Source organism: Nocardia sp. NPDC058497, assembly GCF_042720195.1.
Taxonomy (GTDB): domain Bacteria; phylum Actinomycetota; class Actinomycetes; order Mycobacteriales; family Mycobacteriaceae; genus Nocardia.
On record NZ_JBHXMY010000043.1, the window covers coordinates 1 to 20,389 of the forward strand.

Annotated in this window: 16 protein-coding genes and 1 pseudogene; all 17 read right to left on the bottom strand. The window is 69.8% G+C overall.

What is annotated here, in order from left to right:
* Positions 1-114 precede the first annotated feature (114 nt).
* Positions 115-612, bottom strand: coding sequence for a hypothetical protein (locus tag ACFWPJ_RS05415; RefSeq protein WP_378847475.1), 498 nt, complete (start codon positions 610-612; stop codon positions 115-117).
* A 160-nt stretch (positions 613-772) separates the two neighbouring features.
* Positions 773-2,719, bottom strand: coding sequence for a nucleotidyl transferase AbiEii/AbiGii toxin family protein (locus ACFWPJ_RS05420; protein WP_378847478.1), 1,947 nt, complete (start codon positions 2,717-2,719; stop codon positions 773-775).
* Positions 2,720-2,746: 27 nt separating this feature from the next.
* Positions 2,747-3,529 (bottom strand): inositol monophosphatase family protein, encoded by a 783-nt coding sequence (locus tag ACFWPJ_RS05425; RefSeq protein WP_378847481.1) that lies wholly within the window; start codon positions 3,527-3,529, stop codon positions 2,747-2,749.
* 76 nt (positions 3,530-3,605) lie between these two features.
* Positions 3,606-4,340: a sulfite exporter TauE/SafE family protein gene (locus ACFWPJ_RS05430; RefSeq protein ID WP_189023839.1), complete on the bottom strand. Its 735-nt coding sequence runs from the start codon at positions 4,338-4,340 to the stop codon at positions 3,606-3,608.
* A gap of 291 nt (positions 4,341-4,631) precedes the next feature.
* A complete protein-coding gene (gene pdxS, locus ACFWPJ_RS05435; protein ID WP_378847483.1) occupies positions 4,632-5,552 on the bottom strand; it encodes a pyridoxal 5'-phosphate synthase lyase subunit PdxS in 921 nt (306 codons plus the stop codon).
* A 176-nt stretch (positions 5,553-5,728) separates the two neighbouring features.
* Positions 5,729-6,775, bottom strand: a complete 1,047-nt coding sequence (locus ACFWPJ_RS05440; protein ID WP_378847513.1) for an NUDIX domain-containing protein — start codon at positions 6,773-6,775, stop codon at positions 5,729-5,731.
* Positions 6,775-7,899 (bottom strand): glycosyltransferase family 4 protein, encoded by a 1,125-nt coding sequence (locus ACFWPJ_RS05445; protein WP_378847486.1) that lies wholly within the window; start codon positions 7,897-7,899, stop codon positions 6,775-6,777. Before ACFWPJ_RS05445 ends, ACFWPJ_RS05440 begins: the two co-directional genes overlap by 1 nt.
* Positions 7,896-8,819, bottom strand: coding sequence for a phosphatidylinositol mannoside acyltransferase (locus ACFWPJ_RS05450; RefSeq protein WP_378847488.1), 924 nt, complete (start codon positions 8,817-8,819; stop codon positions 7,896-7,898). Before ACFWPJ_RS05450 ends, ACFWPJ_RS05445 begins: the two co-directional genes overlap by 4 nt.
* Entirely contained in the window at positions 8,816-9,496 is a 681-nt protein-coding gene (gene pgsA, locus ACFWPJ_RS05455; protein ID WP_378847491.1) for a phosphatidylinositol phosphate synthase, read from the bottom strand. The genes ACFWPJ_RS05450 and pgsA overlap by 4 nt, the downstream gene beginning before the upstream one ends.
* Positions 9,497-9,501: 5 nt before the next feature.
* Positions 9,502-10,104 (bottom strand): HIT family protein, encoded by a 603-nt coding sequence (locus ACFWPJ_RS05460; RefSeq protein ID WP_378847494.1) that lies wholly within the window; start codon positions 10,102-10,104, stop codon positions 9,502-9,504.
* Positions 10,101-12,164 (bottom strand): threonine--tRNA ligase, encoded by a 2,064-nt coding sequence (gene thrS, locus ACFWPJ_RS05465; protein WP_378847497.1) that lies wholly within the window; start codon positions 12,162-12,164, stop codon positions 10,101-10,103. The genes ACFWPJ_RS05460 and thrS overlap by 4 nt, the downstream gene beginning before the upstream one ends.
* A 208-nt stretch (positions 12,165-12,372) precedes the next feature.
* Positions 12,373-12,984, bottom strand: coding sequence for a (2Fe-2S)-binding protein (locus tag ACFWPJ_RS05470; protein WP_378847499.1), 612 nt, complete (start codon positions 12,982-12,984; stop codon positions 12,373-12,375).
* A complete protein-coding gene (locus tag ACFWPJ_RS05475) occupies positions 12,981-13,457 on the bottom strand; it encodes a TIGR02611 family protein (protein ID WP_378847502.1) in 477 nt (158 codons plus the stop codon). Before ACFWPJ_RS05475 ends, ACFWPJ_RS05470 begins: the two co-directional genes overlap by 4 nt.
* A 31-nt stretch (positions 13,458-13,488) precedes the next feature.
* The gene (locus ACFWPJ_RS05480) at positions 13,489-15,723 is read right to left on the bottom strand and encodes a SulP family inorganic anion transporter (RefSeq protein ID WP_378847505.1); all 2,235 of its coding nucleotides are present in this window, start codon (positions 15,721-15,723) and stop codon (positions 13,489-13,491) included.
* A 240-nt stretch (positions 15,724-15,963) separates the two neighbouring features.
* Positions 15,964-18,189, bottom strand: coding sequence for a SulP family inorganic anion transporter (locus ACFWPJ_RS05485; RefSeq protein WP_378847508.1), 2,226 nt, complete (start codon positions 18,187-18,189; stop codon positions 15,964-15,966).
* A gap of 285 nt (positions 18,190-18,474) precedes the next feature.
* Positions 18,475-19,698 (bottom strand): VWA-like domain-containing protein, encoded by a 1,224-nt coding sequence (locus ACFWPJ_RS05490; protein ID WP_378847511.1) that lies wholly within the window; start codon positions 19,696-19,698, stop codon positions 18,475-18,477.
* Positions 19,695-20,389 (bottom strand): annotated as a pseudogene (locus tag ACFWPJ_RS05495) (hypothetical protein); the annotation flags it as partial. The gene ACFWPJ_RS05490 and the pseudogene ACFWPJ_RS05495, both read right to left, overlap by 4 nt.

Sequence of the window (20,389 nt, forward strand, 5' to 3'; positions counted from 1 at the left end):
CGACATAGGAGCAAGCAACGGTGCCTGACCGGCGGGACACAAGGGGCCGCGACCTCGAGCGCGCCAGCGCTCCAACAAACACAGCGAACTCGAGCGCGCCAGCGCTCCAAAAACTCAGGCGCAGGCGACCGACTGCTGACCCAGGTTGGTCAGCATGCCGCAGGCCCACGACTTCTGGACCTTCCACTTGCCGTCCTCGGCCACGAACGGCACATCCACCACATTGGTCTGACCGTTGAGCGTGAAGTTGGCCTTGGCATTGACACTTTCACCGAACGAGGTCACCTCGGTGACCTGCACCTGGACATTGGCGTCCTTGGCAGCCTGCGCCAACCGGTTCGGCAGCTCGGGATCGGCAGCGCCACCCTGTACGAAGTCCAGCTTCTGCTCGTTCGGGATCGAGGGATCCAGCGCGGTGTTCAGCTGCGCGTTGAGCTCCTCGACGGTCGGCACCGCGGGCAGGCTCGCGGCGGCCGAGGTCGAAACCTTGGCGCTGGTGGTGGTTTTCGCGGCGGGCTTGTCACCCTTGTCGTCGCTGCATGCGCTCAGCCCGAGGGCCGCAACCACAGCCAGGCCCGCAATCGCGATACGTCCGGTCCTACCAAACTTCATCCACTCGTCCTTACGTCGGGTCGTCTCCGCCCTGCCGGGCGACGGCACGAACCAGCGCCATACGACGCAGGCCTCGATGCCACGGCCCCGGACGCTACCCAGCGATGGTGAGGAAACTCTGAGAAGGGGGTCGCGGTGGTCTGTGAGAGGGGTGGTCCGATCATGCGGGCGCGGCCGACAATGCGGCGGCGATCACGTGAGGGTCGACGCGGGTCGGCAGCTCGCATTCCTCGGGAATCGGCAACCGCGCCAGCAGATCCGCGGCGTCGGTGAGCGAGCAGTGGTCCCGACCGATGACCTCACGCAGCACGACCAGGCGAAACAGCGTGGGCCGAGGACGCCGGTCCATCTCCGCGGCCAGAGCGGTCAGCCCGCGGTCGGTGTACACGCCGCGCAGGCGGTCGGCCCAGGTGGCGACATCGACCGCGTACCGGTCGTAGGCGGCGGCCAGATCGCCCCGGCCGGTTCGGGTGAGTGCGGTGAGCAGACGCCAGACAAAGGTGTCGTGATCGTCGGCCACCCCGGGATGATCCTTGGCGAATTCTGTCCAGTCGGCCTTCGCGGCCCAATGCGCCACGTCGAGGAAGTCCACGACCGGCCTGCGTTCGTGCGCGTGCGGCGCGATCACGGCGCGGAACAGCTCGAATGGCAGTTCGGCGCGTTCGGCCAGCAGCACCGCGTCGAAAAGGTCTTTGCCCTCGGGGTAGGTGTCGCTCGCCAGCCAGAGCAGTTTCCAGGCCAGCGACAGTCGCGGGCTCGCCGTGTACAGCAGCGCGCCAGGGCCTTCGGTGCCGATCCGGGCGACTTCGGTGCGCACCGGCGGCTCGGGCAGATCTTCACCGAACACGAAGTCCAGCTGGACGGTGCCGCCTGGGATCGCGGCCTCGGTGGTGTGCCATGGCAGGACGAGCCGGCGGCCGGGTACGCGGCAATAGGTCCAGATCTCGTCGGCGACCGCCCCGTCGGCCTCGATCCGGACGATCCCACCGGACCGCGCCGAGGTCAGCTGCGCCGCCGCGGCGAGTTCGTCGAACATAGCCGCGGTCCGCTCGTCGTGCAGCGTCCAATCCGGTGTCAGCACAACGAAATCCAGGTCGCCCGGTTCCCGCGCTTCGGCGCCGTACCAGGCGCGCAGGAGCACGCTGCCGCGCACCATCAACTGCTGGGCCCATGCGGTGCCCGCGACCGCGGCCAGCACGTGGTCGAGCGCGGCGCGACGCGCGGCGCGCCAGCTCTCGGCGACCGCCGGATCGTCGAAATACGGCTCGCTCAACCGCATCCCGTACTGGCGATCCTGCACCGAGGGGTCGAAGACCGGCCGCTGCCGGACTCCGTCGCCGACCACCGGAACCAGCGTCGGCGGGAATCCTTCGGCCGTCGGCGGCGCATGACCGGGTACCCACTGCTGCTCACCCAGCCACGGTCCGAGCCGGAAGTGCTCCCACGGGATCGGCTCCGCCGGTGGCAGGTCCCCGTCCAGCCAGCCGTCGTCCACCGATTCGTCGCTGTCGTAGACGACGTATTCGTGCTCCCGCGACAGCACCTCGTAGCCGTGCTCCCGCAGAGCCAGCTCCAGCAGCTGCAATCGGGTGCCCGAGGTGTGCCTGCCGACCGCGCGGCACCGCTGCGTCACGAACCGTTCGACGCGGCCGTCGGATCGGGTTCGCCTGGCATTGGCCGAGACGTGCGCGTTGTGTCCCGCGCAGGCCGCCACGACCGCCGCTACGGCGGTATCCGGGGGTAGCAGAAGTTTGAGGTGATGCTCGAAATACCGATGCGGTCCCCTGGCCCTGCCTTCCTTGTCGGTCACCGGCACACCCCGCCCCCACGGGTGGACCTCGATCTTGGTCCGGATCACCGGAAGTCCGGCGGCTGCTAGTTCCCGTGCCGCCGCCGCGGCCGCCTCGGCCACCGGTGCGAGGTCACCGGTCCGGCGCAGCGTGAGCATCGGCTGATCGGCGATACGGCCGCGGGCGAGGACGATGTGGGTGAACTTCATCTCCCGGCGCACCGCGAAAGCCTCGGCGGCCGCCAGGGTTTCCGCGTCGTCGGCGCGGACGGTCAGATGCACTTCGAAGGTGCCGTGGAAGTCGACGTCTGTGCTCACCCGCCCATCGTCACACGGCCTGGCGAATCAGCGCAGGGCGGCGATCGCGGCGACGAGGCGGGAGTGGGTTTCCGGATCGGCGGCGGCGATCAGCCCGTGTGGTTCGGTGTGCAGGGGTTGTCCGGCCAGGTTGGTGACCACGCAGCCCGCGGCCTGGCAGACGGCGATGGCGCTGGCGAAATGCACGCTGTCGCGCAGATCTCCACCGGTGATGTAAGCGGCGCGGCGCCCGGCCGCGACCCAGGCCAGGGCCAGCGAGGTGGACAGGACGCGGGGGTGGAATTCCCGGGCGAATCCGGGGGCGTCGAACAGGCTCGCGGGGCTCGACCAGGGAAAGGGGTGGTCGAGATCGACGTCGACGAGGTGGCTCTCGGCCTGGGGTAGCAGCGGTTGATCGTGTCCGTCGGCACGTAGGTGGGCGCCCTGACCGGCTGTCCAGAACACCTCGTCGGCGAAGGGAGCTCCGACCGCGGCGGCGGTGACGGTGGAGCCGGTCCGCAGGGCCACGTTCACCGCGACGGACGGCGTGCCGACAGCGAAATTGCGAGTGCCGCAGAGGGGATCGATCATCCAGGTGCGGTCGCGGCGTACCGCCCCGCTGACTCCCGATTCCTCGGCCAGGAAGCGGTCGCCGGGACAGGCGGCGGTCAGCACATCGAGGATGGCTTTCTCCGCGGCCAGATCGGCCTGGGTGGCGAAATCATCGCCAACTTTTTCGTACCGGGTGAGTGGTCCGTGAAACGCGGACCGGATTACGTCCGAAGCGACTTCTGTTGCGTGGATAGCGATTTCAACATCCGTGTGGTGCACCGTCTCCACGGTACGGACGCGCACAGTCGCCAGTGGGCGAACACGTACCGGTCACATCTCGATCGGACCCGACGGGTCAGCGAGCCAGGTAGACGGCCAGGCCGAGGCCCGCGACACCGACGCTCACCCGCAGCAGATTCGGCGGAATCACCTTGACCACCGGCGGCCCACACCATCCGCCCGCCAGCGCGCCCAGTGCCAGCGCCAGCGCCGCCCACCAGTGCACCGGACCGAACGCCGCGAAGCCGACCGCGGCGACCAGATTCGCGATGCCGAGCAGGAAACTCTTGAGAACCGATGCGCTCCACAGCGATTCGGAGGTACACAGCAGCATCATCGACAGGTAGATCACGCCGGCACCGGCGCCGAAGTACCCGCCGTAGACGGAGATGAGCACGATCCCGGCGGGCACGATCCACGGTGCGTTCAGCTCGCCCACATGCCGGCGCACCAGCGGCTGCACCAGCAGCGCGATCGAGGCGGCGGCCACCAGGAACGGAACGACGAGCTCGAACGCACCGGCGGGCGCCACCAGCAGCGCGAGCGCACCGAGCAGCCCACCGATCGCCGAGAGCACCGCCCAGCGCACCAGCGTGGCGCCACGCCCGGTGAGTTCGCGCCCCGAGTTCGCGGTGGCGCCGACACCGACGGCCACCATCGCGACCGTATTGGTGACATTGGCCGCGACCGGCGGCAATCCGACAGCCAACAGCGCCGGATAGGAGACGATCGAGGCCATCCCGGTGACGAACCCCACCAGGCCGGTGAAGAATCCCGCGACAACCAGCAAGAAGAAGTCGAGCGCGGTCACAGACCGACTGTACGGTACGCCCACCTGGGAACAGTCCCAGGGCCGCGCCGCCGCGGAGACCGCTGGGCAGCAACGAAAGACGGGGGGCCCCCCGCGAAGGTGGGGGGGGCCCCCCCCCCCGCGAGGGAGAGGGTCCCCCCCCCCCCCGCCGCGCGGGGGGGCGCGGGGGGGGGGCCCGCACAGAATAAGACCCAAAGCGCCGCCCCCCCGCGGCGCCCCCGCGGGCCCACACACTCACGCGGCGCCCCCCGACACGGGGGGGGCCCCCCCGCCGATCAGGAGGCTATCAGGTCACCAGCCGCGCTCGGCGAGGCGGTGCGGCTGCGGGATCTCCTCGACATTGATGCCGACCATGGCCTCACCCAGGCCGCGCGAGACCTTGGCCAGCACGTCCGGGTCGTCGTAGAAGGTGGTGGCCTTCACGATGGCGGCGGCGCGCTGCTCGGGGTTGCCGGACTTGAAGATGCCGGAGCCGACGAACACGCCCTCGGCGCCGAGCTGCATCATCATCGCGGCGTCGGCCGGGGTGGCGATGCCACCGGCGGTGAACATGACGACGGGCAGCTTGCCGGTCTGGGCGACCTCACGGACCAGCTCGTACGGCGCCTGCAGTTCCTTGGCGGCCACGAACAGCTCGTCCTCGGACAGCGAGGTCAGGCGGCGGATCTCGGCGCGGATGGTGCGCATGTGGGTGGTCGCGTTGGACACGTCGCCGGTGCCCGCCTCGCCCTTGGAGCGGATCATCGCAGCGCCCTCGGTGATGCGGCGCAGGGCCTCACCCAGGTTGGTGGCGCCACAGACGAAGGGGACGGTGAAGTTCCACTTGTCGATGTGGTTGGCGTAGTCGGCGGGGGTGAGGACCTCGGACTCGTCGATGTAGTCGACGCCGAGGCTCTGCAGGATCTGCGCCTCCACGAAGTGGCCGATGCGGGCCTTGGCCATCACGGGGATGGACACGGCGGAGATGATGCCGTCGATCATGTCCGGGTCGCTCATCCGGGAGACGCCGCCCTGGGCGCGGATGTCGGCCGGAACCCGCTCGAGCGCCATGACGGCCACCGCGCCGGCGTCCTCGGCGATCTTGGCCTGCTCCGGGGTGACCACGTCCATGATCACGCCGCCCTTGAGCATCTCGGCCATGCCGCGCTTCACGCGGGCGGTGCCGACAGTGTTGGTGGTCTCAGGCGTAGTCACGGCTGTCTCCTGTGTCATGTGCGCCAATCAGGTCGCTCGTTATGGACACCGTCGATTCTAGAGCCGCCCGAAATCGATCTTCATAGCCAGTTGGGGTCCACTGGCCTTGCCACGACCAGCGACGATGCGCGTCCCGGCCACCGCTGGCCTGCTCGAGTGGCCCGCGTCTCAGCCCCGACGGGGTCGACCGCAGGTCAGCGGATCGAGCGCACCACGTGTTCGGTATCGTCCGCCGCCACGATCACGGCCTCGGCGAGCAGTTCGTCGAGGTGATACGGGTACACCGCTTCGCCCTTGTCGTCGAGGGCGCGGATATCGGCGGGAGTGCACCAGCGGTGGTCGGTGATGGTGCGACGCTCCAGCGCGTTCAGCGCGGCCGGGCGCCATTCGAAGCGCGGGGCGCGCAGGGTGAAGAACAGTTCCTCGGAGCGGATGAGTTCACCGTTGAACGGGAACACCGCGACCCGGCGCCACAGCGGACCGCGCAGCGCCGCCGGATCGACCCGCTGACCGGTCTCCTCGTGGATCTCGCGCACCGCCGCGTCGCGCAGGCTCTCCCCCGGCTCGACCCCGCCGCCGACGGTGAACCAGAACGCCTCCTCGGGCAGCATCGGATCGTGGCCGCGCAGCAGCAGCACCCGGTCCTGCTCGTCGAGCAGCACCACGCGCGCCGAGGTGCGGGTGGTATCCACCTCGAGGCCGGTGGCCGCGGCGGGCGTGGCCCGTTCGGTGATTTCGAAGTAGTGCGGCAGCGGTGCGGTACCGCCGAGGTGCAGCACCCGCACGGGCCGCCGGGTCCGCAGCGCGAGGGTGTCGCGCACGGCGTCGTTGTGGAAGCGGCGTGCGATCAGCACCCTGGCCTCGGCGTCGGCGAGCTCGGCCACGAGCTGGGGTCGCAGCTGGTCGATATCGACCAGCGACAGCGCCGCCGAGAGCTGGTTCTCGATCGTCTCGCGGTCACCCCGATCGGCGCGTTCGGCACGGTCGGCCAGTGCCGCGAGCTGGACGGCCCGGTCGGCGCGGCGCGGATCGGTGCTCACCGGACCGGCGATGGCCATCGCCACCGCGCGCGCCACCACGGCACGCCGGGCCAGCGCGGCGTCGAGGGCCTGCCAGGACTGGTCGGAGCGCACGTGCAGCCGGTCGAGCCGGTTGGCCGTCGAATAGGCCCAGACGCCGAGGGCGAGCACGAGCAGCGCGATCAGCCCGAGAACGAGGACCGTTGTCGCGGAGAAAGTGATCATCCGGCGGCCCTGACCCTGTTGTCGCCGACGGTGACGGTCTCGTACACCCGCAGGATCTGCTCGGCCACCACCGGCCAGTCGTAGCCGGCGACCACCTGGGTGCCGGTGCGCACCAGCCGCTCGCGGGCCGTGTCGTCGGTGAGGACGGTGTCGATCGCGGTGGCCAGGGCGGCGGAGTCACCGACCGGGGTGAGCATGCCCGCGGTCCCGTCGCGCAGCACGCGCCGGAACGCGTCGAGCTCGCTGGCCACCACCGGCGTGCCCGCGGCCATCGCCTCGATCAGGATGATGCCGAAACTCTCGCCGCCCAGATTCGGCGCGACGTACACATCGGCGCTGCGCATCGCGGCGGCCTTCTCCGCGTCGGAGACCTGGCCGAGGAAGCGCAGATGCCCGGCGTGCTCGCCCGCCTCGCGGCGCAGCCGGTCCTCGTCACCGCGGCCGACGATGAGGATCTGCACGCCGGGATGGCGTTCGGTGAGCGTGGGCAGCGCGCCGAGCAGCACGTCCATACCCTTGCGCGGTTCGTCGTAGCGGCCGAGGAACAGCACCGTCTTGCCCCCGCGCGGGTACCCGTCGAGCAGCGGACCGCGGGCGAACGCGGAGACGTCGACGCCGTTGGGGATCTCCACCGCGTCCGAACCGAGCGCCTCGACCTGCCAGCGCCTGGCCAGCTCCGACACGGCGATCCGGCCGTTGATCTTCTCGTGGTACGGCCGCAGCACACCCTGAAAGGTGCTCAGCACCAACGACTTCGTGGTCGAGGTGTGGAAGGTCGCGACGATCGGGCCCTCGGCGATCTTGAGCGCCAGCATGGACAGGCTCGGGGCGTTGGGTTCGTGGATGTGCAGCACGTCGAAGTCGTTGCTGTCGATCCAGCGCCGGATCCTGGTGTAGGCCATCGGGCCGAACGACAGCCGCGCCACCGATCCGTTGTACGGAATCGCCACCGCGCGCCCGGCCGACACCACGAAATCGGGCAGCGGGGTGTCGTCGGAGGCGGGCGCGAGCACGCTCACCTTGTGGCCACGTTCGAGGAAGACCCTGGCCAGTTCGACCACATGGGCCTGCACACCGCCGGGAACGTCGAACGAGTACGGGCACACCATGCCGATCTTCACCGCGCGCCACCTCCCTGGTTCGCCGTGATCCGCGCCAGCCGTTCCGGCGAGAGGTCGGCCGCCCACTGCGGCTGCAGCATGTGCCAGTCGGCCGGGTGCGCGGCGATATTGGTGGCGAACACGTCGGCCAGTGCCTGCGTCGCGGCGGCAACGCCACCGGAGACATCTACCGGCGAACAGGTTTTCAGACCCCAGCCCTCGGTGCCGTCGGCCTCGGTGGTGAACCAGGCGTGCACCGGGATCAGGGCGGCGCCGGTCTCGATGGCCAGCTTGGCCGCGCCCGCGGGCATCCAGGTGCGCTCGCCGAAGAAGTCGACGGGCACGCCCTTGCCGGTGAGGTCGCGCTCGCCCATCAGGCACACGATCCGGTTCTGCCGCAACCGGTCCGCGAGCTGCTTGAACGGCGGCTGCTCACCGCCGGTCAACGGGAACACCTCGAAGCCGAGGCTTTCCCGGTAGGCGACGAACCGCTCGAACAGCGACTCCGGTTTCAGCCGTTCGACCACCGTGGTGAAGGTGCCGTAGTGCTGCACCAGCCACACACCGGCCATGTCCCAGTTCCCTGAGTGCGGCAGCACGAAGACGACGCCGCGGCCCCGCTTCAGGGCCGCGTCGAGGTGTTCGAGTCCGTCGACGTAATAGTCGACGGTGCTGTGGTCCATGCTCGGCAGCCGGAACGCCTCACGCCAATACCTGGCGTAGGAGCGCATGCTCGCGCGCATCAGATCCGCGGGCACCTGCTCCGGGGTCACCCCGAGCACCCGGGCGAGGTTGCGCCGCAACTGCTCCGGCCCGCCATTCTTCACGGCACGGTCGGCGCCCAGATCGAATACCTTGCGCACCAGGCCTTCCGGCGCCGAACGCACGATCCGCCAGCCCGCGGCGTACCCCCAGTCGCTCAACCGTTCGGTGAGGCTCACGACGCCGCACCTCCGGCCGCGTCCGGCTGCTGCGGGGCCGCCGGGATCACGGTCCGCGCGCCCGGCGAATTGCGGACCGCGAGCACCCGCTGGAACACGGTGACGATGCTCAGCACCGCCAGCGCCCACATCGCCACGTACACGGCCCAGGTGAGCCACTCGATGTCCCAGTGCCCGCCGATGCCGGTGAGCCCGGCGCCGACCAGCACGATGACGAGCCGGTCCGGGCGTTCGATCAGCCCGCCGTCGGCGGACAGGCCGCTGGCCTCGGCGCGCGCCTTCGCGTACGAGATCACCTGCGAGGTGACCAGCACGACCAGCGTCGCCGCGAACAGCTGCTTGCTGTGCTCGTGGTAGACCGCCCACCAGGCCAGGCCGCCGAAGATCGCGCCGTCGGCCACCCGGTCACAGGTGGCGTCGAGGACCGCGCCGTACTTCGTGCCGCCGCCGCGGGCCCGCGCCATCGCGCCGTCGAGCATGTCGAACATGACGAACAGCCAGATGACCATCGTTCCCCAGAACAGGTGCCCGGAGGGAAACAGCGTCACCGCGGCCGCGATCGTCGCGGTGGTGCCGATCAGTGTCATCGCGTCCGGGGTGAGCCCGGTACCGACGAGCGCTTTGCCCAGCGGCGCAGTCGCTTTCGCAAACGTCTGGCGGCCGAAGAAGCTGAGCACGGTTGTTATTCCTCCTGCGACCCGCGGGACACCCGCACCCGATCGGCTGCGGTGTGCGCCTCCCATGCCTCCGCCAGCAGCTGCCGCGTCTCGCGCAACAGCTGCGGCATCACCTTCACCCCGCCGACCACGGTGATGAAATTCGCGTCCCCGCCCCAGCGCGGGACGATGTGCTGGTGCAGGTGGTCGGCGAGCGAACCACCGGCCACCCCACCGAGATTGAGACCGACGTTGAATCCGGCGGGCCGCGAGACCCGCTTCATCACCTGGATGGCTTGCTGCGTGAAGGCCATCAGCTCCGCGCTCTCGGCAGGCGTCAGGTCCTCCAGGTCGGCGACCCGGCGGTACGGCACCACCATCATGTGCCCCGGGTTGTACGGGTACAAGTTGAGCACCGCGTAGACGTGTTCACCGCGCGCGACGATCAACCCGTCCTCGTCGGACATCTTCGGGATGTCGGTGAACGGGTGCCCGGTGGCGTCCTTGGGCTTGATCTCGCCGGTGATGTAGGACATCCGGTACGGCGTCCACAGCCGCTGCAGCCGATCCGGCTGCCCCGCCCCGGCGTCGACGATCGAACCGGCCTCCGAGGCGATGCTCTCGCTCATGAGGACGCCTTCGCGCCGACGACCTCGAACCCCTCGGCGGTGGGCGAGGCGTTCTCGCGGTTGCCGACCCAGCTCAGGATCGTGGCGACCGCGTCGTCGACCGGCACGCCGTTGACCTGGCTGCCGTCGCGGAACCGGAAGCTCACCGCGCCCGCCTCCACATCGCGCGCGCCGGCCAGCAGCATGAACGGCACCTTCTGCGCGGTCTGGTTGAAGATCTTCTTCTGCATCCGGTCGTCGCTGCGGTCGACCTGGGCGCGCACGCCCGCGTCCTGCAGCCGCTCGATCACCGAATCCAGGTGCGGGGCAAAGTTTTCCGCGACCGGGATACCGACGACCTGCACCGGCGCGAGCCAGGCCGGGAACGCACCGGCGTAGTGCTCGGTGAGCACGCCGAAGAACCGCTCGATCGAGCCGAACAGGGCGCGGTGGATCATCACCGGACGCTGCTTGGTGCCGTCGGAAGAGGTGTATTCCAGGTTGAACCGCTCGGGCAGGTTGAAGTCGAGCTGGACGGTCGACATCTGCCAGGTGCGGCCGAGTGCGTCCTTGACCTGCACGGAGATCTTCGGGCCGTAGAACGCGGCGCCACCCGGGTCGGGCACGAGATCCAGCCCGGAGGCCTCGGCGACCTTGGCCAGGGTCTCGGTCGCCTCTTCCCACAGCTCGTCGGAGCCGACGAACTTCTTCGGGTCCTTGGTGGACAGCTCGAGGTAGAAGTCGTCGAGACCGTAATCCTTCAGCAGTCCGAGGACGAACTGCAGCGTGCTGGTGAGCTCCGCGTGCATCTGCTCCTTGGTGCAGTAGATGTGCGCGTCGTCCTGGGTCATGCCACGCACGCGGGTCAGGCCGTGGACCACGCCCGACTTCTCGTAGCGGTACACCGATCCGAACTCGAACAGCCGCAGCGGCAGCTCACGGTAGGAGCGGCCACGTGCCCGGAAGATCAGGTTGTGCATCGGGCAGTTCATCGGCTTGACGTAGTAGTCCTGGCCGGGCTTGCGTACGGTGCCGTCCTCGTTGAGTTCGGCGTCCAGGTGCATGGCCGGGAACATGCCGTCCTTGTACCAGTCGAGGTGACCGGAGACCTCGAACAGATGCCCCTTGGTGATGTGCGGGGTGTTGACGAACTCGTAGCCCGCGTCGACGTGGCGCTGCCGCGAGTACTCCTCCATCTCCTTGCGGATGATGCCGCCCTTGGGGTGGAACACCGGCAGGCCCGAGCCGAGCTCGTCGGGGAAGCTGAACAGGTCCAGCTCGAGCCCCAGCTTGCGGTGGTCGCGGCGCTCGGCCTCGGCCAGCAGGTGCAGGTACTCGTCCATCGCCTCGGACGACTCCCAGGCGGTGCCGTAGATGCGCTGCAGGTCCTCGCGGTCCTGGTCACCGCGCCAGTAGGCGGCCGAGCTGCGGGTCAGCTTGAAGGCGGGAATGAACTTGGTGGTGGGGATGTGCGGGCCGCGGCACAGGTCGCCCCAGATCTTCTCGCCGGTGCGCGGGTCCAGGTTGTCGTAGATGGTCAGCTCGTTGCCGCCGACCTCCATGATCTCCGGGTCGTCGATGCCGGACTTGTCGCTGATCAGCTCGAGCTTGAACGGCTCCTTGGCCAGTTCCACCCGAGCCTCGTCGATCTCCACGACGCGACGCGAAAAGCGCTGCGCGCCTTTGATGATCTTCTTCATCCGGGATTCCAGCTTGGCCAGATCCTCGGGGGTGAAGGGACGGTCGACGCGGAAGTCGTAGTAGAAGCCGTCCTTGATCGGCGGGCCGATGCCCAGCTTGGCGTCGGGGAACTCCTGCTGCACGGCCTGGGCCAGCACGTGCGCGGCCGAGTGCCGGATCACGCTGCGGCCGTCCTCGGTGTCGGCGGCGACGGGCTCGACCTCGACGTCTTCGGCGGGGATCCAGGACAGGTCCTTGAGCGCGCCCTCGGCGTCGCGGACCACCACGATCGTGTCCGGTCCCTTGGTCGGCAGGCCCGCTTCCCGCACCGCCGCGCCCGCGGTAGTCCCGGCCGGCACCCGGACGAGGGCGACAGGACTGAGGGGTGCAGAGGTGGTCACGGGGATGCTCTCCTTGACGTTTGGTCCGGCGAGGCTGTCCCCGCCCGGTTGCAGGCACGATCCTACTGGCGGCCCGCCACTCCGAGAATATTGGCCAGGCTCTGGACGGGTGTCGCCTTTCGCGGGCGGCAGGCGGTCACGTTGGCGATCTGTTCGCCCGTACCCGGTGAGTTACCCATGTGCTCGCGAGATCGGCGGTTACGTGGGATCAAGCTTGGGCCAGCAGGGCCATGCGCTCGGCAGTGGGGCGTTTCGGGCAGCTTGTGCACATGGCACAGCTCGGCACCTCGTAGACCAGGCAGCAGGAGAGGCGTTTGACGAAGGTGCGGTCGCCGACGGTGACGAACCGGGGGGCGAGCAGGCGGGCGCCGATTTCGTCTGCCAGCTTGGTGCCGGCCGCCTGGTCGCCCGCGTCGAGCGCGCGGTTGCCGATCGCGTCGGTGACGACGGCCCAGAGTGCGGGCACGCCCGCTCCGGAAACGGCGGCGACCTGCAGGATCACTGCCGTCAATGTCTCGCGCAGGGCGGTGCCGACAGTCTCGGCGGCGTCGTCCGGGACGACGGTCGAGTGGAAACGCACGTGCTCGACTCCCCCGTCGGGCCTGACCTCGCAGTCGAGCTCGTCGAGCGCGGCGATCGGGGCGGGCGTTCCGGCCGCGTAGGCGCTGGTGATCTGGTCGACCAGGGCGGAGGCGACCATGCACCACCACAGGGTGCCGCCGACGCGCGGCGTCTCGGTACCCCAGGAGCGGCTCATCTCGCCGATCCGGGCCGAGACCCACGCGGGATCGGTGAGCCGGTGTCCGGGGACGATGCTCACGACATCAGGGGACTGCGCAACCACGGCCAATCGACTCCGATCCACCCTGCCACCAACGAGAAGGTTCCGAGCAGCCACAGCGTCACCACGACGAGGGCGAAGGTGGCCACCGCGCCGAGGATCTTGATCGTCCACCCGCGCGAGGTGTACCAGTCCATGACGATCCGGTACTTGCCGCGCACCCACGTCAGCGTGTGATGGGCCCAGACGAACTCGGTGGCCAGGATGCCGAACCCCGCGAACACCAGCGCCCAGCCGGGCCCCGGGTACGGGATCGTGATGATCCCGACGAGCAGCACCAGCCCACCGAACACGCCGACGGCGATGCGGTAGCCGAGGTTCAGGGTAGGGCGGTGCTCGATGCTCGCCCGGAAGGCGCGCCAGCGCTCTGCGAAGACCGGCTTGCCCGCCGATGCCCCGGCGGTGGAATCCGCCGGGGCATCGTGGGTGTCGGCGGTCGGCTTACTCATCATCGTTCCAGCCTACGAGCTGCCGACGCCCCGCTCACACCGTCACGGGGACCTCGTCCCGGTCGGTGATGGTGCGCACACCGTCGACGGTCACCTCGATCACCCGCGCGCCCGCGATGTCGAAGAACAGCCCCGACACCTCGACCCCGCGCTCGGCCACCGCGCGGCGCACGGCCGGATGGCGATGCAGCGTCTCGAGCTGCACTGCGACATTGACCATGCTCAGCTGGTCGGTCTCGTCGAACCCGGCCGCCCGCGCCGCCCGCGCGACCGGATGGTCGGCCCGGAACCGGTGCAGGCTCGGCTCGGCGTGGCGCAGCCAGGAGCTCAGCCCGCCGTCGGCGTCGGCCCCGGAGTGCACCGCCTTCATCGCGCCGCAGGCGGAGTGCCCGCAGACCACGACCGAGCGCACCGCCAGTTCCTCGAGCGCGAACACCAGCGCCGCCTCGACGGAGTCGTCGCCGCTGGTCGGCACCAGATTGCCCACATTGCGGACGGTGAACAGGTCACCGGGGCCGCTCGAGGTGATCACGTTGGGCACGATCCGCGAGTCCGAGCAGGTGAGGAAGAAGGAATCCGGGTCCTGCCGGTCGCGCAGCTCGTCCAGGTGCGGGCGCACCACATGAGCGTGGCTGCGGTGGAAGGCCGCGACGCCCGCGTTGAGCGCGTCGCTGCCGGACTTCTGGTGCCGCCACGGGCCGAGCAGCTCGTCCCAGGTCGCGCGCCCGAAACCGCGCGCGGGCGGGGCGCCGGTGGTGTCGGCAATCTTGGCGCTGCCGATCTCCACGAAATCGACGCGGCCGCCGCCGCTTTCCTGCTGATGCTGCCAGGATTCGATGGCCTCGAAGGCGGCGTGGTCGAGGAAGTCGACCGTCATCTCCACGGTGACATCGGCGCCGGCGGGCACCTTCGCGAGCTCGGCCGACAGTTTCGGCAGGGCGAGGAAGGTGCACGAGCCGTCGATACTGACCAGCCAGCGCGCACCGTCGGGCAGCGGCACCGCCGACACCTGGACGCGCACGACGCGCCACAGCAGCAGGCCGAAAGCCAGCCCGAGCCCGATGATCACGCCTTCGAGCAGGTTCAGGAACACCACGCCGAGCACGGTGACCAGGTACACCAGCAGGTCGCCGGTGCGCCGGGCCAGCCGGATGTGGGCCAGCTTCACCAGCTGGACGCCGATGACGATGAGCAGCCCGGCCAGCGCCGCCTTCGGGATCTGCTCGACCAGGCCGACCAGTGCCACCGAGAACAGCAGGATCCAGCAGCCGTGCATGACCGCCGAGGCCCTGCTGCGCGCACCCGCGGCCACATTCGTCGAGCTGCGCACGATCACGCCGGTGATCGGCAGGCCGCCGACCAGGCCGGACAGCACGTTCGCGGAGCCCTGCCCGATCAGTTCACGGTCGAACCCGGTCCGCGGGCCGGTGTGCATCTTGTCCACGGCGACGGCCGACAGCAAGCTTTCCACGCTGGCGATGAGCGCGATGGTGAGCACCATCATCGCGATCGCCGGCCAGTTCCCCGACGGCAGTTCGGGCAGTTGCAGCGCGTCGAAGAGCGAGCCGCTGAGCACGATGCGCTCGACCTCGGCCGGCAGGACTAGCGAGAGCACGGTGGCCGCGACGACGGCGACCAGCGGGCCGGGCACCGCGCGCAGCTTCGGCGGCATGTGCTTCCAGCCGAGCATCACCGCGATCACGAGTGCGCCGACGAGCACGTCGCCACCGTGCAGCGACATCAGCTGTCCGGGCAGCTCGATCAGGTTGCGCCAGGCGGTGCTGTGCGAGGAGCCGCCGAGCAGCACGTGGATCTGCTGCAGCGCGATGGTGATGCCGATACCGGCGAGCATCGCGTGCACCACCACGGGGGCGACCGCCAGCGCGGCGCGCGCGATCTTGCTCAGCCCGAACAGGATCTGCAACAGCCCGGCGCCGACGACGATGAAGCAGGTGACGCGCCAGCCGAATTGGGCGATGGATTCGGCGACGACGACGGTCAGGCCCGCGGCGGGGCCGCTGACCTGCAACACCGATCCACCGAACAGGCCGGCGACGATACCGCCGATCACGGCGGCGACGAGGCCCGCCGCGACCGGAGCGCCGGAGGCGACCGCGATGCCGAGCGAGAGCGGCAAGGCGACGAGGAACACCACGATCGAGGCGGGCAGATCGTGGCGCAAGACGGTGTCGCGCCAGTAGGAAGGCGCGGGTTCGGGCGTCGGTGACGCCGGTGCGGCGGGTGGAGCTAGGTCGTTCGCAACAGACATGGTTCTCCTTCGTCGACTCGGCGCGGCCGTAGTCGATGGGTGATCAACGTGTCGTGGACGGTCCGCGGACCGTCGAGTAGCTGCCAGCGATGAAGCACGGAAGATCCCGGTGCGACAGCGAACCGGGTCAAGGTGTCACCACAGTATTGGTAAAGACTTGGCAAAACCAGTGTGCCGCATGAAGAGTGGACGTCGCCATAAGCGCAGGCCCGCTGTGGTGTGAGCCACATCAGATCCGCCTCACACCGGCTCGGCCGCGACATCACTTCGGGTGTCGTCGAATTCGGCGATACCGTCGACGGTGACCTCGATCACCCGCGCGGTCGCCAGGTCGAAGAACAGCCCCGACACCGCGACGCCGCGCTCCACGATGCCGCTGCGCACCGCCGGGTAGTCGATCAGCGTCTGTACCTGCCTGGCCACATTCACCATGCCCAGCTGGTCGATCGGGCCGAAGCCGGCCAGCCGGGCCGCCTCGGCGACGGGATGACCGCTGTGGAACGCCGCCAGCGTCGGCTGGGCGTTGGCCAGCCAGTCGTCGAGTCCAGGACCGGCCTGCACCTGCGCGTACAGCGCTTCCATCGCGCCGCAGCCACTGTGTCCGCACACCACCACCGAGCGCACATCGAGCTTGTCGAGCGCGTAGATCAGCGCGGCCTCCACCGAGACGTCACTGCCGCCGACCGGCACCAGATTGCCGACATTGCGGACCGTGAACAGGTCGCCGGGGCCGCTGTTGGTGATGACATTGGGCACGACACGGGCGTCGGCGCAGGTGAGGAAGAAGGTGTCGGCGTCGGGGCGGTGCCGCAGCCCGGCCAGGTGCGGCCGCATCAGATGCGCGTGCCCGCGGTGGTAGGCCGCGATCCCCGCCGCGATCGGGTCGACCCCGCCGCTGCGCCGCCACGGCCGGATGGCCTCGTCGACCGCTTTGCGCGCGTGCCCGTGTTCGGGCGGTCCGTCGTGGGCGCGGGCCATCCGGGCGGTGCCGAGTTCCACGAAGTCGACTGTGCTGCCGCCGGATTCGCGCGCGTCGGCCCATTCGGAGAGCAGTTCGCACGCGGCGTGGTCGAGGAAGTCGACACTCAGTTCGACCGTCACGTCCACACCGGCGGGCACCTTCGCCAGTTCGGCCGTGAGCCGGGGCGCGGCCAGGAAGGTGCAGGTGCCCGCGATGCGCACCAGCCAGGTCCCGTCGGTGCGCGGCGTGGCGGCGATGGTGAATTTCACGACCCGCCACAGCAGCAGCGCGAACGAGGCGATCAGGCCGATCACCATGCCCTGCAACAGGTTCAGCGAGACCACCGCGACCACGGTGACGAGGTAGACGTAGATGTCACCGGTGCGGCGAGCCCGCCTGATGTGCGCCAGCTTCACCAGCTGCACCCCGATCAGCACCAGCAGCCCGGCCAGCGCCGCCGTCGGGATCTGCCGGACCAGGCCGACCAGCGCGATCGCGAACACCAGCACCCAGCAGCCGTGCATGACGGTGGCGGCCCTGCTGCGCGCCCCGGCGTTGGCGTTGGTGATGCTGCGCACGATGACCGCCGCGATCGGCAGGCCGCCGAGGGCGCCCGAGGCCATGTTGGCCGCACCCTGGCCGAGGAGTTCCCGGTCGAAGTCGGTGCGCTGATCGGGTCGCATCTTGTCGACCGCGACGGCCGAGAGCAGGGTCTCCACACTGGCGATGAGCGCGACGGTGAGCATGGTGAGCGCGATCGGCAGCCAGCCACCGTGCGGCAGCGCGGGCAGACCGATGCCGTCGAGGAGCGAGCCGTCCAGGCGCACCCGTTCCACCGTCAACGGCAGCACCAGCGAGACCACCGTCGCCACGACCACCGCGACCAGCGGGCCGGGCACCACCCGCACCCGGCGCGGCAGGTACTGCCATCCGACCAGCACGGCGATCACCAGCAGCCCGACGAACAGATCACCCTTCTGCACCGACATCACCTGCTGCGGGAGTGCGGCGATACTCGCCCACGGCGAGCTCACCGTGGCCCCGCCGAGGAGCACATGCACCTGTTGCAGCGCGATGATGACACCGATCCCTGCGAGCATGGCGTGCACCACAACCGGCGCGATCCCCAGCGCGGCGCGCGCGATCCGGCTGAGCCCGAACAAGATCTGCAGCACGCCCGCTCCGACGGTGATGAAACACATGGCGGCCCAGCCGAATTGCTGGACGGCGGCCGCGACGACGACGGCGAGACTGGCGGTCGGCCCGCTGACCTGCACCGCCGAACCGCCTAGCAACCCGGCGACCACACCGCCGACAGCCGCGGCGATGAGTCCGGCGACGACCGGCGCCCCGGAGGCGAGCGCCACACCCAGCGACAACGGCAACGCGACAAGAAAGACCACGACGGATGCCGGAAGATCATGCTGGAGAACAAGTTTCAGCGAACCACGCGACAGCGGGCGCGCCGCCGCCGCGGTGGGGCCAGGATCATTGTCGGTCATCATTCTCCTTCGCCGGGGCGGACAGGCGCCCGGTTCATCGGTCGAACATGCACTGGCAATTGATGCTGAGCTGCGAGCGAACGGCGGAAGTGCGGCACTGCTCGAAGAGAACCGACCCGAGACACAGGGTCGCGCCAATAGTAAAGAATTACCCAAGCTTAGGGAAAGCTCTCGAGGCAAAAGGGACGAATCGCGACTCAACTGTGACGTGCGCCACACGCAATACGTCACGCCCCAACGCGGCTGAGCCAGGCCGCCGACCGGCCGAAACGATCAGGAATCCGGTCCTCAGCCGATGTCGACCACCCGTGCCCAGGTGGGCGGGGTGTCCGGAACGTAGTCCGGGTTGTCTTCGCTCCACGAGTCCTGTCGGCGGAACAAGCCGACCACGGTGCGGCAGGTGGGACGTGTTCCCGGCCAGGGGGTTTGGCCGTCTGTCAGGGCGACGATCACGTCGGGGCGGGTGCGGAGGGCTTGGGTGAAACCGGTTCGGAGGTCGGTGCCGCCGCCGCCGATCAATGCCATGCCCTCGGCGCGGCACAGTGGAACGGCGATGCGGGCCGCGGTGTCGCACGAGAACACGGTGACGAGGTCGCGGCGGCCGCCGACGGCGTGGGTGATGGCGGCTACTTCGAGCAGCGCGCTGCCGAGTTCGGTATCGCTGACCGAGGCCGAGGTGTCGATGACGACGGCGACGCGGGGTGGCATGCGGCGCAGGCTCGGGAGCACCACACCGGGCAGCGCGGCCGAGCGGCGCGCCGGGCGGCCGTAGGTGTAGTCCGCGCCGACGCCGGGGGCCGACGCGGCGGAGCGCAGTGCCGCTCCCAGCAGATCCCGCCACGGCTGCGGCGGGTGCAACGCCTTCTCCGCCCACCGTTGCCACCCCTGGGGCGTGGTTCCTGGTCGGCCGACGATGCCCTGCGCCACCCGGAATCGAACCGCGGCGCGTTCCTGTTCGCTGAGTCCGTCCGCACCGCCGGGCCCCAGTTCCCATGCGCGGTCGAGGCCGTCCGCGCCGCTGCCGCAGTCGAGCCAGGCGAAGTCCTGGGTGAGGTGGCCCAGGCTGAACTGGCGCAGGTAGTCCTCCATGAGCTCGCCCGCGGACAGACCGAGGGTCGCCGGCGTGACCGCCCCTGTCGGCCAGACCAACCCGGCACCGAACACGTCGTCATTGATCTCGGCGTCCGCCGCGATGTTCATCCGCAGGCGCTCCGCGGGCCCGGTCAGGTCGTGCGCGCGGGCGTATCGATCGCTGCGCCCGTGATGGTCGCGCAGCAGATGCGAGACCTCGTGCACCAGCACCGAGGCGAGCTCCTCCTCCGGCGTGCAGTCCACGAACGCGGGCGACACGTAGCACCGCCAGTGCTTGTCCACCGCCATCGTCGGCACCCGTCGCGACTCGACGATGTGCAGTGCGTACAGGGCCGTCGCCAGGTACGGCCGGGCCGAGACCGCTTGCAGCCGAGCGGCATACAGCTTGTCGTAGTCCAGCCCGGCGATCTCCGCCGTCATCGGCGAGCCTCGGCGACGCGGGCCGCGGCGCGATCGGCGCGCTGGGACACCGACACCATGGCGGCGAGTTGTTCGATCGATGCCGGAACCTGCCAGTTGTCCCGCCGCAAGGTGGCGAGGGTGGTCGCGGGAACGACCACCAGATCCGGGGCTCCGGTTTCCACCGCTTTGACCAGGAGCTCCCACGCCGCGTCCCAGCGGGGCTTCTCCGGGCGCTTGCGGACGGCGGCCACGACGGCGTCGAGCGCGGCTTGGCGCAGATCTCCCCGCTCGGGCAGCTCAGCGGCGTCCGGATCGGCGAGCAGCACCTCCGGGTCGGGCAGATCCATCCGGTCGATGCTGGTCAGCAACTCGAAGCCGGGACCGTCGCCGACCGTGCCCCGGACCAGTACCGACAGCACATCGCGACTCGCGTCCGCCGCGGTCGCGAAGGCGATCAGCCGCAGGGTCATCTCCCAGCTGCGCGGCGACGGCCAGGCACCGCCCCTGCGGGTTTCGGTGGTGGGCATCTGATGCACGAGTTTCGGCCGGGCCGCGAGCAGCCCGCACACCGCGCGCCGGGCGAAAGCCACTGCCTCCGGCAGCTTTTCGGGTGCGAGCCGGGGCAGTGTCGCGGGCGGGGCGGGTGCGGCCCCCGCGCCGGCGCCGCCCCCGGGGTGGGGGGGGGGCGGGAGGGGGCCGCACACAATAG

Bases quoted from the DNA above. Each gene is read 5' to 3' on its own strand.
- ACFWPJ_RS05415 (WP_378847475.1), bottom strand. From the start codon at position 612: ATGAAGTTTGGTAGGACCGGACGTATCGCGATTGCGGGCCTGGCTGTG.
- pdxS (WP_378847483.1), bottom strand. From the start codon at position 5,552: ATGACACAGGAGACAGCCGTGACTACGCCTGAGACCACCAACACTGTC.
- ACFWPJ_RS05460 (WP_378847494.1), bottom strand. From the start codon at position 10,104: ATGAGCGAGAGCATCGCCTCGGAGGCCGGTTCGATCGTCGACGCCGGG.
- ACFWPJ_RS05475 (WP_378847502.1), bottom strand. From the start codon at position 13,457: ATGATGAGTAAGCCGACCGCCGACACCCACGATGCCCCGGCGGATTCC.
- ACFWPJ_RS05480 (WP_378847505.1), bottom strand. From the start codon at position 15,723: ATGTCTGTTGCGAACGACCTAGCTCCACCCGCCGCACCGGCGTCACCG.
- ACFWPJ_RS05485 (WP_378847508.1), bottom strand. From the start codon at position 18,189: ATGATGACCGACAATGATCCTGGCCCCACCGCGGCGGCGGCGCGCCCG.
- ACFWPJ_RS05490 (WP_378847511.1), bottom strand. From the start codon at position 19,698: ATGACGGCGGAGATCGCCGGGCTGGACTACGACAAGCTGTATGCCGCT.